Source organism: Pseudomonas sp. Cab53, assembly GCF_018325965.1.
GTDB classification, from domain to species: Bacteria; Pseudomonadota; Gammaproteobacteria; order Pseudomonadales; family Pseudomonadaceae; genus Aquipseudomonas; species Aquipseudomonas chlororaphis_E.
In genome coordinates this window covers 2,470,122-2,484,071 of the sequence record NZ_AP021902.1, presented here as the reverse complement: position 1 = coordinate 2,484,071, position 13,950 = coordinate 2,470,122, and the positions used below count along the sequence as shown (strand labels likewise).

Genomic DNA, 13,950 nt, shown 5'->3' with positions numbered 1-13,950 from the left:
TCACATCTGAGTCTTGTGCCGGGTGCAAGCCCCCTCCCCGGAGGCGGATTCAGGCACCACCGCGCGCCGGCCCCGCATGCGTTCCACCAGGGACAGCACCGCGACATAGAACACCGGCACCCACAGCACCCCGAGCACGGTCGCGGCCAGCATTCCGCCGATCACCCCGGTGCCGATCGCGCGCTGGCTGGCCGCACCGGCATCGCTGGCAAGCGCCAGGGGCAGCACGCCCAGGATGAACGCCAGCGAGGTCATGACAATCGGCCGGAACCGCAAGCGCGCCGCCTGTGCCGCGGCCTGCGCCAGGCTTGCCCCTTCGGCGTGCAACGCCCTGGCGAACTCGACGATGAGGATCGCGTTCTTCGCGGACAAGCCGATGATGGTGATCAAGCCGACCTTGAAGTAGACATCGTTGGGCAAGCCCATCACCGTCACCGCCAGTACCGCACCGAGCACACCCACCGGCACGATCAGCAGCACCGCGAACGGGATCGCCCAGCTCTCATAGAGCGCAACCAACACCAGCAACACCATCGTCAACGACAGGCCCACCAACAGCGGCACCTGATCGCTGGCCTGCTGCTCTTGCAACGACAGCCCTGCCCACTCAAGACTGAAGCCGGCCGGCAACTGCCGGGCGATCGCCTGCAACGCGGCCATTGCCTGGCCGGTGCTGTAGCCCGGCGCGGCATCCCCGGAAAAGCGCAGCGATGCCGAACCGTTGTAGCGACCGATCTGCAACGGCCCGACCTGCCACTCGAACCGACTGAAGGCTTCCAGCGGCACCAGACGGCCCTGGCGATTGGGCACCTGCAGGCGCAGCAGCGCTTGCGGGGTCTGCCGACTGGCCCCGTCGGCCTGGATGATCACCCGTTGCATGCGGCCCTGGTTGACGAATTCGTTGACCTGCTCCGACCCCAGCGCCGAAGACAACGCCGCGCTGATCACCTCGAAACCCACGCCCAGGGCTTCGGCCTTCTCGCGGTCGATGCTGACCTTGATTTGCGGCGCATCCGCCAGGCCATCCTCCCTCAGGTGTGCGATCACGGGCGAGGCCTTGGCCGCCTCGAGCAATTGGCGACGCGCCGCCAGCAGTGCCTCGTGCCCATGCCCTGCGAGGTCCTGCAAGCGCAAATCGAAGCCGCTGGAGGTGCCGAGGCCGTCCACCGGCGGCGGCACGACGCTGTACAGCGTGCCATCGGCCACGTCCTCGAAGGCGGCGTTCGCCCGCCGGGCCACCTCTTCGCTGGTCTGGCCAGTGCCGCGCAACGACCAGTCCTTGAGGGTGACGTAGGACAACGCTGCGTTGGCCCCTTCCCCGGAAAAACTGAAGCCCATGATCGCCAGCACCTGATCGGTGGCCGGTTGGGCCAGGGCATATTTTTCCCACGCCTGGACCGTCACGTCCGTGCGCGAGGCCGAGGCGGCGGGCGGCAGCTGGATATCGGTCACGATGTAGCCCTGGTCTTCCTCGGGCAGGAACGAGGACGGCAACCGGGCATAGGCGAAGGCCAGCACCAGCAGCAACGCCAGGTATAGGCACAGGCTGCGGGCACGGCGGCGCAACCAGCGTTCGCCCAGCCGGTCATAGCGCCGGGCCAGGGCCTGGAAGTGGCGATTGAAGCCCTGGGCCCAACGCGGCACGCGCACCGGGCGCGTCGGATCAACCGGCTTGAGCAGGGTCGCGCACAAGGCCGGCGTCAGGCTCAGCGCGAGAAAACCGGAGAACAGGATCGACACCGACAGGGTCATCGCGAACTGCTGGTAGATCACCCCCACCGAACCGCCCATGAATGCCAGGGGCAGGAACACCGCCGACAGCACCAGGGTGATGCCGACAATCGCCCCGCTGATCTGCTGCATGGCCTTGCGGGTCGCCGCCTTGGGCGACAGGTGTTCCTCGCTGATCAGCCGCTCGACGTTCTCCACCACGACAATGGCGTCGTCCACCAGGATCCCGATCGCCAGCACCATGCCGAACAGCGTCATCATATTGATCGAGAAGCCCAGCGGCGCCATGACCGCCATCGTGCCCAACAGACAGACCGGCACCACCACCGCCGGGATCAGCGTATAGCGCAGTTTCTGCAGGAACAGCAGCATCACCAGGAACACCAGGACCATGGCTTCGATCAGCGTGTAGAGGACTTGCTTGATCGCCACCTCGACAAAATACGAGGTGTCGTAGGGCACGCTCAGGGCCATGTTCGCCGGCAAGGTGCTCGACAGTTGATCCAGCCGCAGCTTGATCGCCTCCGCGGTTTCCAGCGCGTTGGCGCCCGGTGCCAGTTGCACCGACATGGCCGCCGCCGGCTTGCCGTTCAGCCGCGCGTCGAAGCGGTAGTCCTTGCGCCCCAGTTCAACCCGCGCCACGTCGCGAATCCGCACGCTGGAGCCGTCGTCATTGGCCCGCAGCACGATGTTGCCGAAAGCCTCCACCGAGTCCAACTGCCCTTGCACCATGACGGTGGCGGTAATGTGCTGGTCCGCCGGCCCCGGCCGCTCGCCCATGCTGCCGGCCGGCACCTGGATGTTCTGCCCGGCGATGGCCCTGCCCACATCGCTCATCGACAGGTCATAACCCACCAGGCGCGCCGGATCGACCCAGATCCGCATCGCCCGCTCGGCGGTGTACATCTGCACCCGCCCGACCCCGGCCACCCGACGGATTTCATTGTTGATCGCGCGAGCGGCATAGTCCGCCAACCCGACGGAGTCCTGCTGGTCGTCGGTGTAGGACAAGGCATACACCAATAGGAAGTTGGAGCGCGCCTGCTCCACCTCCAGGCCTTGCTCGATCACCGCCTGGGGCAAGCGACCGACCACCCGTTGCAGGCGATTCTGTACATCGACCTGGGCCATGTCCGGGTCGGTGCCTGGCTTGAAGGTAATGGTGGTTTCGGCACCGCCGTTGGCACTGTTGGACTCGTAGTAAAGCAGGCCCTTGAGGCCGTTGAGCTCTTCTTCGATCAGGCTGGTGACGTTCTGGCTGACGATCTGTGCCGACGCCCCTGGGTAATCGACACTGACGTTGATTTGCGGCGGCGCCACGTCCGGGTACTGGTTGACCGGCAGACGCCCCAGGGTCAGCGCACCCGCCAGGGCGATCAGCAGTGCGATGACCCAGGCGAAGTTCGGACGGTTGATGAAAAAATCCGGCATGGTGTGCTTCCCAAGGTCGGTCAGTGGCGAGCTTGCTGCCCGGCCAGAGTGACAACGTGGACCTGCGTCCCCGCGCTGAGCTTGTCGGCCCGCTCGATCACCACCTGCTCGCCGGCCACCAGGCCCTGGGTGATCTGCCAGTCGGAACCGAGCATGGCGCCGGTGCTGACCACCCGCTCACGGACCACGCCACGGTCGTCCACCAGCATCAACCGGGCCTGACCGTCGGCGCCGCGCTGCACGGCCTGCTGCGGCACGAACAACGCTTGCCGATCGACACCGGCCGGCGCGATCACCCGCACGTACATGCCGGGCAGCAGGAGGTTGTCCGGGTTGGGAAACTCACCGCGCAAGGTTACCTGGCCGGTGCTCCGGTCCACGGAGATGTCGGAAAACATCAAGGTGCCACGGCGTAACTGGGGAGGATTGCCCACTTGCACCGTCACCTGCGCCGTACCGTTGCCATCGAGGCTCAGGCGCCCGCTGGCCAGTGCCTGCTGCAAGGCCACCACCTGGTCGGCGGACTGGGTGAAGTCAGCGTAGATCGGGTCCAGTTGCTGGACTCGCGCCATTTGCGTCGCCTCGTCCTGCCCCACCAGCGAACCTTCGCTGACCAGAGCCCGACCGATGCGCCCGCTGATCGGCGCACGCACCTGGCAGTAACCAAGGTTGAGCCGCGCACTGGCCACGTCGGCCTGGGCCGCCAGGCGATTGGCCTGGGCGCTCTTGAGGTCGGACATGGCTTCGTCGAAGGTTTGCGGGCTGACGGCGTTGATCGCCACCAGTTGCTTGAAACGCTGCACCTGGGCGTTGGCCCGATAGACATCGGCCTCGGCCCGCGCCAAGGCACCCTCGGTGCGCATCAGCGCAGCCTTGAGCGGCGCCGGGTCGATGCTGAACAGCAACTGGCCGGCCTTGACGTCGCTGCCTTCCTGGAAATGCCGGGTCAGCACCACCCCGGCCACCCGCGCGCGCACCTCGGCGATGCGCACCGGCTCGATCCGTCCAGGCAAGTCCGTGGTCATGGCGAACGCCCGAGGCTGCACCGTCAGCGTCTTCACTTGCGGCACCGCCGCAGCCGGTTTGGCCGGTGCTTGCCGGTCGCCGCACGCGCTTAAACCCAGCAAGCCCAGCAACACCCAGGCGGGTGCCATCGCGGCGAAAATCTTCTGCATGGTCACTCCCTGCCCAATGAAAAAAGGCCCGCCGATTGCAATCGACAGGCCCCAATACCCCGTGGGAATGGGCTCGCTCGCGAAAGCGTCATCCCATCCAGCATCACTTCAAGCTGACCCACCGCTTTCGCGGGCAAGCCCGCTCCCACAGGTAATGTCGGCGAACACATCACGTGCAATCCCCACCCAACCCCTGTGGGAGCGGGCTCGCTCGCGAAGGCGTCATCCCATCCAACATCACTTCTAACTGACCCAACGCTTTCGCGAGCAAGCAGCGAAAACGCTCAATCAACGCGCTGAACGCTCGTTGAGGCTGCTCGCTGCCTGGAACAGGATCTTCGCCACGAAGTCGACCTCCTGCTCGGTGATGATCAACGGTGGCAGCAAGCGCACTGTCGCACCGTGCCGCCCACCGAGCTCGACGATCAAACCGTGTCGCAGGCAAGCCTGCTGGAAGGCCTTGGCCCTGGCCGTGTCCACTGGTGGATGGCCCTGGGCATCCGGCGCCCCCTGGGGATCGACGATTTCCATGCCGAGCATCAGGCCACGGCCGCGAACATCGCCCACCCAGGCGAATTCGTTCTGCAACGCCTCAAGCTGTTTGCGCAGTTGCGCACCCACCGTTTCGGCGTGCTTGACCAGGCCTTCATCGCGGATAAAGCGCAAGGTCGCGGTGCCCGCCGCCATTGCCAGCTGATTGCCGCGGAACGTGCCGGCGTGAGCGCCCGGCTGCCAGACGTCCAGCGAATCGTTGTAGACCATGACCGACAACGGCAAGCCACCGCCAATGGCCTTGGACAACGTGATGACATCCGGGGTGATGCCCGACTGCTCGAAACCAAACATCCGGCCGCTACGGGCGATGCCGCACTGGATCTCGTCGACGATCAACGGGATGCCATGGGCCTGGGTCAGTCGGCGCAGCTCCTGCAACCAGCGATCCGGCGCGGCAATCACCCCGCCCTCGCCCTGGATCGGTTCCAGGATCATCGCCGCCGGCGCGGTCACGCCGCTCTCCGGGTCGTTGAGCAAGTGTTCGAGGTAACGCACGTTCAAGGTGACCGCCTGGTCGCCGGCCACACCGAACGGGCAACGGTAGTCGTGGGGGAACGGCAGGCGCTGTACACCCGGCATCAACGCACCGAGGGCATTCTTCGGCGACAGGTTGCCGCTGATGGCCAGCGTGCCCAGCGTCATCCCGTGGTAGGCCCCTTCGAACGCCAGCACCGAGTGCCGGCCAGTCGCGGTGCGGGTCAGCTTGAGGGCCGCCTCCACCGCATCGGCCCCGCTTGGGCCGCAAAACTGGATGCGTGCGTTGCGAGCGAACTCGGCAGGCAAGCAACCGAAAATTTCCTGGACGAACGCGTCCTTGACCGGCGTCATGAGGTCCAGGGTGTGCATCGGCACGCCCGCCGCCATGACCTGGGTGATGGCTTCGATGATCACCGGATGATTGTGCCCCAGGGCCAGGGTGCCAGCCCCTGCCAGGCAGTCGACGAACACTTGCCCGCGGCTGTCCTGAACATAAATGCCATGGGCCCTTTCGAGCACCAGCGGAATGCGCCGCGGGTAACTGCGGGCGTTGGATTCCTGCTGTTGCTGGCGCTCCAGCAGCGGCGTCGGATCGAGGCAGTAAGGGCTCGACAGACCGGTATGCAACAGGCGTAGCTGTTGCGCGCCACCCGCTGTGACATTCGAAAAAGCACTCATGATTTCCTCCATGGAGGCTGGGTTTGGAAGGGAACTGCAGCCTGGAAACACATCGCTGACCTGCACCCTCGAGCGCGGGGAGATTGCCTCCCCGCGCCTTCGGTTTTACATGTCGTAGCGCAGGATCATCCCCACCGTGCGCGGTGCGCCGACGTCGATGATGGTGTCGTCGCGGTTGTTGGTGATGTATTCCTTGTCGAACGCATTCTTGACGTAGGCAGACACAGCGACATTCTTGGTGACTTTGTACTCGGTATTGAAGTTGACCAGCACATAAGCGTCGCTCTTACGCTCCCCACTGACCTTGCCGTTGGAGTCGAACTCGTACTCCGAGGGCGCAGTGCTCTGATAGACAATGTCCGTGCCGAACATCAGGCGATCATCGAAGCGATAGACACCGCCCATCGACGCCTTGTATTTCGGCGAATAGAGGAACGACTCGCCGCTCCTGTCCTGGCCATTGTCAGCAACGAAGTCCTTGTATTTGCTATCGGTAACGGCGCCGCCGAAATTCAGGGTCAGCTGCTCGGTGATGTCTTTCTCGACGAAGACTTCCAGCCCCTTGATGTCACTGCGACCGGCGTTGTAGATATCAATGACGGTGCTACCGGGCTGCCGAACGCTGACCTGCTGATCTTTCCAGTCGGTGTAGTACAGGTTGGCGCGGGCACGCAGGCTCTTATCGAAGAACGAACCGCGATAGGACAGCTCGTAGTTGGTGGTGTATTCCGGGTCGTAGGCTTGGTGACCGCTACCGGAGCGCAGGTTGACACCGCCGCCGCGATAACCCTTCTGCACCATGAAGCCAAGGTACTGATCCGTTGCCAGCTCGTAGTCGATACCGAGTTTCGGCAACACGGCATCAAACGACTTTTTGATTTTCTCGGGAACGAAACGGCCGTCTGCCTCGATGTCGGTATCGTTCGTCTCGTGGTCGTAACGCAGGCCGGTGATCAATGTCCAGCGCGGCGCGAACGTCCAGTTGACTTCACCGAACACCGCCTTGTTCTCAATCTTGGTATCACCCTTGACCGTGCGAGCCAGCACGTTGTCGAACAACAGCCGGTCATGGAACTTGTTGGTGTTATGGCCGTAATAGGCACCAATGAAACTCTTCACCGTGTCCGAGTCGTAATTCAGACGCAGCTCCTGACTGAACAGGTTACCGTCCTGCTTACGCAGAACGACCTCGTTGTCCACGGCGGTCTGGTCAAAGTCCAGGCGGTTGCTGTAGTCCGAACTGGTATTGGCGGTCATGCTCGTCAGCGACCAGGCATCGTTCAGGCGATGATCGATCTTGGCGCTGACGGTGTCCTGTTTGAGGTTATCGAAGGCTTCGGTGTTGGATGAAATGTCGTAATAGCTGGGCTTGCCGTCGGAACCGCGCATGGTCGAGCGATCACCCTGGCGGTGTTCGTTGTGGGCATAGGTCAGCAGGACATCGGTATCGTCATTGGGCAGGATCAGCAATTTGCCGCGGGCGTTGCTGGTGCGGTGCGGGTTGGCATCCTTGTCGAGCGTGGTGTTGCGGATGTAACCGTCACCGTCGGAATAGTCCACGGCGATACGACCGGCGATCTTGTCGTCGACGATGGCGCCGCCACCGGCAACCGCGGCCCCATGCTCACCGTAGTTACCAACGTTGGTTTGCGCCGAGAAGCTCGGTTCGAAGGTTGGATTCTTGGTGCGGATTACCACCGCACCGGCCAGGGAGTTGCGGCCCTGGGTGGTGGATTGCGGGCCGAGGAAGACTTCGACCTGCTCGGCGTCCCACAGCGGAACCGGGCTCAGGGTCAGCGCGCGGTTCGGTTGTACGGCACCGTCGACATACACCGACACCGCACCGTTCAGGGCCGCCGGGCCCTGGTCATCGAAACCGGATACCGGCACGCCACGAATGCCCCAGTTTTCGTTGCCAGCCTGGCTGTAGACGCCTGGCGTGCGGGCAAACACATCCACCAGGTCTTTGTCGCCGTGTTCACGCAGGGTCTTGTCAGTCATGACCACCACGCTGGACTGGGTCTGGTCCAGGGTACGGTCAATCTTTTCACCGGTGACGGTGATCGGAGCGATCTCCATCTTGCCGGCCTCTTCAGCCGCCCACGCACCGCTGCTCAGGCCCAACGCCGACCCCACAGCCAACGCAATTGTAGTCTTTTTGAAATTCACGCCCCGCTCCCCTGCGACAGATATTTTTGGTTTTCTTCGAGCTGGCTGAAGGCTGTTCGGTGCCAGCGGAGCGGAGTCTAATCCAAAAAATTATTTAAATAAATAGTATTGATAATCTCTCTCATTTGTACCTAATATGCCGTCCTGTATTGTTTTGCATACATTTACAGACCCGTCCTACATCTGCGACCACTGCCTTGCTGTTCCGGTCGTGACGGGTCGAAAAAGCTATAAGAGGATGCGCAAGGATGACCTCAATCGAACACCTGAACGGGCGTTCCGAGCCTGTTCCATTGGCTTGCACGGATGGCAGCGCAACGGCGTTACCCGTGCTGGTACAGGCCACACCAGGGCAGTCGATCCACGACCTGGAAGCTTCGATTCGCGAACGCCTGCCCCACCTGCTGGCGACCGTTGGCGGTGTCCTGTTTCGCGGATTCGGCGTGCCCACCCCGATCGATTTCAAGCGCTTCGCCGCCAGCTTCGGCGCGCCGCTGGCCAGCTACGAATTCGGCTCCACGCCCCGCAGTAAAGTCTTTGCCGGGGTCTACAGCTCCACTGAATACCCGGCCCACCAGTTCATCCCCCTGCACAACGAACAGGCCTACACCCGGCCCTGGCCTTCGCGCATCTGGTTCCACTGCATCAAGGCCAGCGAGACCGGCGGCGAAACGCCGATCGCCGACAGCCGCCTGATCTACCAGCGCATACCCGACGAAATCCGTGAGCTGTTCGCCCGCCGCGAGCTGCTTTACGTGCGCAACTACAGCGGCGCCCTAGACCTGCCCTGGGAGAAGGTCTTCAACACCCAGGATCGGGCCCAGGTCGAGCGTTACTGCCAGGACAACGACATCGAGTGGGAATGGAAAGCCGACGGCGACCTGCGCACCCGCCAGCGCTGCGCGGCGGTGCAACAGCACCCCGATACCGGCGAATGGGTCTGGTTCAACCAGGCGCACCTGTTCCATGTGTCGGCCATCGAGCCGAGCGTGCGCGCCAGCCTGCTGGCGGCGGTGGGTGAAGAGAACCTGCCGCGCCATGTCTATTTCGGCGATGGCTCGGTCATCCCCGACGCCATGCTCGACACCGTGCGCGAAGTCTATCGCCAGACCGCCATCAGCTTCCCCTGGCAGCCCGGCGACGTTCTGATGCTCGATAACCGACTGGTGGCACACGGTCGCAATCCTTATACCGGTGACCGCAAGGTCATCGTGGCCATGGCGTGAATTGCAGATGTTTTCATTCAAACAGTGGATCGAAGTGCTGGAGTCCAACGCCCGGCATTTTCCAGAGCGTGCGGCCCTGCACTTTTTGCCGGACGGCGTAGAGATCGGCGAAACCCTGACCTTTTCCCAATTGCACGAGCAGTCCCAGTCCCTGGCCGCCGCGTTGCAGGCACGCTACGCGCCGGGTGACCGGGTGTTGCTGATGCTGCCCAGCAGCCTCGACTACGCCCGCGCATTCTGTGCCTGCCTGTACGCAGGCATGATCGCGGTGCCGCTGTTCCCGCCGCCGTCACGTAAACCGCGTCACCTCGAACGCGTGCGAAACGTGGTGGTGGACGCCGAGCCGGCGCTGATCCTGGCCCCGGCGGAGCATTGCGAAGGCTTGCGAGAACTGGTGCAAGGCCGGGTCGACGTGCTGACGGTCCAGCACCTGGGCACGCCAGCCGCCAGCCAGTGGCAACGCCCGGCCATCGACGGTTCGACCGTGGCCTTCCTGCAATACACCTCAGGCTCCACCGGCTCGCCCAAAGGCGTCGAGGTGCGTCAGCGCAACCTGATCGCCAACGTCGAGCTGATGCGCCAGGCCTACGGTTTCGATGAGCACGGCGCCATGGTCAACTGGCTGCCGCTGTACCACGACATGGGCCTGATCGGCGGCCTCCTGGCGCCGCTCTACAGTGGCATGCCCTGCTACCTGATGGCTTCGCAGACCTTCGTCAACGCACCGTCCACTTGGTTGCAGGCCTTGAGTCGCTACCGTGGCACCGTGAGTTTCGCCCCCAATTTCGCCTACGCCCTGTGCAACCGGGTGGTCAGCGACAACCTGATCGCCCAACTCGACCTGAGCGCCTGGAAACACGCCATCAACGGCGCCGAGCCGATCCACCCCGGCACACTGGATGCCTTCGCCCAGCGCTTTGCCGCCTGCGGGCTCAACCCGCTGGCGATCAGCCCCGGTTATGGCCAGGCCGAAGCGACGCTGTGTGTCAGCGCCACCCCGGCGGATGTGCTGCCGGTGGTGTTGCGCCTGGACAAGGCTGTGCTGGAAACCGGCCGCGCGGCCCTGGCGAACGCCGATGCCGCCGCCGTCGAATTCGTCGCCTGTGGCTTCCCGCAGGCCTTGCACAGCATCGCCATCGTCGACCCGCAGACCCACGAGCGTTGCGCCGCTGATCGCATCGGCGAAGTCTGGCTCAAGGGCCCGAGCAACGCCGAGTCCTATTGGAAAAACCCCGAGGCCACCCGCGAAGCCTTTGAAGCACAGATCGTCGGTTCCTCCGAGCACTACCTGCGCTCCGGCGACCTGGGTTTCATGCACGAAGGCCAGGTGGTGATCTGCGGACGGCTCAAGGACCTGTTGATCCTCAACGGGCGCAACCTCTACCCCCACGACATCGAGTTCGCCATCACCGATGCCGAGCCCGGCATCCGCACCGGGCGCATCGCCGCGTTCTCGGAAATGGACCCGGTCCTGGGCCGCGAGAAACTGGTGATCGTCGCCGAGCCGCAGCGCAAGTTCGTCGACCCGGCGCGGCATCCGGCGCTGTTCGCGTCGATGCAGAACGCCGTGCGTGAAGCCGCTGACTGTGGCATCGACCAGATCGTGCTGGTGGAAGCCGGCACCATCCCGATGACCACCAGCGGCAAGATCGCCCGCCAGGGCGCACGCAAGCAACTGGCGGCGGGCACCTTGAGCATCATCGCCCAGAGCGGCGGGCCGGTGCCTTCCCCGCATGAAACCCTCGATGCAGGCCAGCTCAAGGCCCTGGTCCAGGCGTCGAAACACGAGACCCAAGGCGCCTGCCGCCAATGGCTCGCGCAGACCTTGCACGAGGTCAATCCGTACCTGGCCGTGGATTTCCAACAGAGCCTGGTAGGCCAGGGACTGGACTCCATCAGCGTCGCCGATTTCGCCGCACGCCTGCACCGGGACCTGGGTTGGAACCTCGACACCCAGGACCTGTTCGGCGAGCAGACCCTGGCGCAATGGGCCAAGGCCCTGCTGGATTTCCTCAGTGAGCCGCCAGCGGCCGAGCGACCCTCGACGGCGCGCGACAACGCCAGCGAACATCGCCAATCCTTCGCCCAGCGCCGCCTGTGGTTCCTGCGCCAACTCAACCCGGACGACACCCGGCACAACCTAGTGCTGCACCTGAGCCTGCGAGGTCCACTTGAAATCGAGGTGCTGGCCGAGCGCTTGAGCGCCTTGGTCAACCGACACAGCGTATTGCGCACGGTCTACCGCGATGGCATCGACGGCCCGCAGCAACAGGTGCAGCCCGCCACGCCGGTCGCATTGGACTGGCACGACCTGCAAGGGCAGAGTGAGGCGCAGCAACGGCAAGCGCTGCGCGACGCCCTGGCACGCGAACACACCACCCCGGTCAATCTCACCGAGGGGCCGCTGCTGCGCGCCCAACTGCTGAGCCGTGACGCGCAGCAACACGACCTGCTGCTGACCCTGCACCACATCGCCTTTGACGGGCGTTCGGCGCAAGTGCTGCTGGCGGAGTTGGCCGGTGTAGCGAACGCCCAACAGCCGGTGCAATACCTCGATTTCGCCCAGTGGGAAGCGACCCATTGGAGCGAACAGCGGATCGCCACCGAGCAGGACTTCTGGCGCGCCCATCTGGCCGGCCTGCCGCAAACCCTCGAACTGGGCGGCAGCGGCCAGGCCAAGGGTGAACACAGCCTGCACTTCAACGTGCCCCAGGCCACCTGCGAACAACTCTCGGCATTGGCCCGCGAGCGCGGCATGACCCTGTTCATGCTGTTGCTGGCCCACTACCAACTGGTGCTCAAGCAACTGGGCGGCCAGCAACGGTTCCTGCTCGGCACCGACGTCAGCGGTCGACCGTTGGCGGAGCACCACGACGTGATCGGTTTCTTCGTCAACCAACTGACGCTGCGCTGCGACCTGCACGGTGAGCCGACGCTGGCCGGTTTTCTTGAGCGGGTCCGCGATGAAGCGCGTCTGGCGTATGCCCACCAGGGCCTGCCGTTCGACCTGGTGGTTTCGGCCCTGGCGCCGCAACGCCTGCCCGGCCACTCGCCGCTGTTCCAGGTCAAGCTCAACTATCAACCGTCCCGCGTCACACCCGCCAGCATCGCCGGTGCGCAGTTGGACACGCTGGAAGTGGCGCAGGCGCCGGGGGATTTTCACCTGGTGCTGGACCTGGTGCACGGCACCGATGGCCTGGAAGCGACCCTCAAGTACCGCGGTGAATACTTCGACCAGGACCGTGCCTTGCGCCTGCAACACCTGTGGACGCGCCTGCTGGAAGACACTCGCCAGCAGCTGGACGAGCCGCTGCCGGCGCTGGCTGCGCGCGTCGACGCCTGGGACCAGGCGTTCCAGCGTGAGCGCCAGCAGGCCCAGGCGCAGACCGGACGCAGCCAGATGCTGCAAGCCAAACGTCGTTCCATGCCCCTTTAACCGAGTCGGATGCCGTTATGTCTATCGTGCCCCCATCGCCCCGCGCCCTAGGCGCCGTGCGTCGCAAAGCCATGAACGTCTCGGAACAGCGACTGGTCACCGAGCGCCTGCTCAGCCCCGAACACGCCCTGCCGCTGGTGATCGAACCGGCGGTCAGCGGCGTTGACCTGGTCGCCTGGGCCGCCCGCGAACGCGAGTCTCTGGAGCAAAAACTGCTGCAATACGGCGCCTTGTTGTTTCGCGGGTTCAACGTGGCGTCGGTCGAGCAGTTCGACCAGGTGATCGCCGCGCTCTCCCCTGGCGCCCTCGAATACATGTTCCGCGCCTCGCCCCGAACCCGGGTCGGCGGCAACATCTATACCTCGACCGACTACCCGGCCGACCAGATGATTTTCCCCCACAACGAACACTCCTATTCGCCACGCTTCCCGCTGCGATTGTTCTTCTACTGTCAGCTCGCTTCCGAGACCGGTGGCGAAACGCCGATCGGCTCGACCCGCGCGGTCAAGGCCCGCATCAGCCCGGAAATCGAAGCACGCTTCCGGGAAAAAGGCGTGTTGTACGTGCGCAACTATGGCGACGGTTTCGGCCTGCCCTGGCAGAGCGTGTTCCAGTCCGAAGATCGCAGCGAAGTGGAAACCTACTGCGCCAGCGTCGGCATCGAAGTGGAATGGAAGGACAACAATCGCCTGCGCACCCGTCAGCGCGGGCCGGCCGTGGTGCGTCATCCGCGCACCGGCGAAGAAGTCTGGTTCAACCATGCGACCTTCTTTCACATCAGCACCTTGCCACCGCGCATCCGGGATTCGCTGCAAAGCAACTTCAGCGACCTGGACCTGCCCACCAACACCTTCTACGGCGACGGCGAACCGATCGAGCCGCAGGTACTGGAGTCGCTGCGAGCGGCCTACCTCGACTCGCTGGTGCGATTCAGCTGGCAGCCGGGCGACGTGTTGTTCATCGACAACATGCTCGCGGTGCACGGTCGCGAACCCTTTACCGGCAAGCGCGCAATCATGACCGGCATGGCCGAAGCCCTGCTGTCGAGCGACGTCGCCGTTTGACTTCCAAC

Annotated in this window: 7 protein-coding genes; 3 read left to right on the top strand and 4 right to left on the bottom strand. The window is 64.2% G+C overall.

Translation table 11 applies throughout. The features are described 5' to 3' along the window. From KI241_RS10850 to KI241_RS10835, 4 genes are all read right to left on the bottom strand, one after another. Complete coding sequence (locus KI241_RS10850; protein WP_212803673.1) at positions 1 to 3,162, bottom strand: multidrug efflux RND transporter permease subunit; 3,162 nt, start codon at positions 3,160 to 3,162, stop codon at positions 1 to 3. Between the two features lie 20 nt (positions 3,163 to 3,182). Continuing rightward, positions 3,183 to 4,337 (bottom strand): efflux RND transporter periplasmic adaptor subunit, encoded by a 1,155-nt coding sequence (locus KI241_RS10845; protein WP_123578030.1) that lies wholly within the window; start codon positions 4,335 to 4,337, stop codon positions 3,183 to 3,185. A 288-nt stretch (positions 4,338 to 4,625) separates the two neighbouring features. After that, the gene (locus tag KI241_RS10840) at positions 4,626 to 6,047 is read right to left on the bottom strand and encodes a diaminobutyrate--2-oxoglutarate transaminase (RefSeq protein WP_123578029.1); all 1,422 of its coding nucleotides are present in this window, start codon (positions 6,045 to 6,047) and stop codon (positions 4,626 to 4,628) included. A gap of 105 nt (positions 6,048 to 6,152) precedes the next feature. Further along, positions 6,153 to 8,216 (bottom strand): TonB-dependent receptor, encoded by a 2,064-nt coding sequence (locus KI241_RS10835; protein ID WP_123578028.1) that lies wholly within the window; start codon positions 8,214 to 8,216, stop codon positions 6,153 to 6,155. 248 nt (positions 8,217 to 8,464) lie between these two features. On the opposite strand from KI241_RS10835, the gene KI241_RS10830 reads away from it, so the two are divergent. From KI241_RS10830 to KI241_RS10820, 3 genes are read left to right on the top strand one after another with little or no spacing between them, the layout of a single operon-like run. Beyond that, on the top strand, positions 8,465 to 9,442 hold the full coding sequence (locus KI241_RS10830; protein ID WP_123578027.1) for a TauD/TfdA family dioxygenase: 978 nt from the start codon (positions 8,465 to 8,467) through the stop codon (positions 9,440 to 9,442). Between the two features lie 7 nt (positions 9,443 to 9,449). Continuing rightward, positions 9,450 to 12,878 (top strand): condensation domain-containing protein, encoded by a 3,429-nt coding sequence (locus KI241_RS10825; RefSeq protein ID WP_212803672.1) that lies wholly within the window; start codon positions 9,450 to 9,452, stop codon positions 12,876 to 12,878. A 17-nt stretch (positions 12,879 to 12,895) separates the two neighbouring features. Next, positions 12,896 to 13,942, top strand: a complete 1,047-nt coding sequence (locus tag KI241_RS10820) for a TauD/TfdA family dioxygenase (protein WP_042731828.1) — start codon at positions 12,896 to 12,898, stop codon at positions 13,940 to 13,942. The last annotated feature ends 8 nt before the right edge of the window (positions 13,943 to 13,950 follow it).